At 55.1% G+C, this 267-nt stretch carries 1 pseudogene; it reads right to left on the bottom strand.

The features are described 5' to 3' along the window. Window positions 1–146: 146 nt before the first annotated feature. A pseudogene (locus WG929_RS21100) lies at window positions 147–267 on the bottom strand (transposase); the annotation flags it as partial.

Here is a 267-nt window from a genome sequence, read left to right as displayed (position 1 = left end):
ATAATCCGCGCCAGTTTATGCGCAATGGCGACAACGCCCTTGTGCAATCCGCGACGCTGGACGATGTCTATCATCCAGCGCGCCAGATTTGTGTCTTCGTTTCGCTTGGCCCAGCGCAGTGTGTGACGTGCAGCCTGCACCAGTCATTTTCTCAAGTAGGCATCCCCACGCTTGGTAATCCCTGACATCACCGATTTATGACCACTGGCCTTTTGTCTCGGCGTTAACCCCGTCCACGCCGCAAAATCCCGGCTGTTATGAAAGACC

Source organism: Oceanobacter antarcticus (assembly GCF_044962685.1).
Classification (GTDB): Bacteria; Pseudomonadota; Gammaproteobacteria; order Pseudomonadales; family Oceanobacteraceae; genus Oceanobacter; species Oceanobacter antarcticus.
This window is presented reverse-complemented; position numbering and strand designations above follow the sequence as displayed.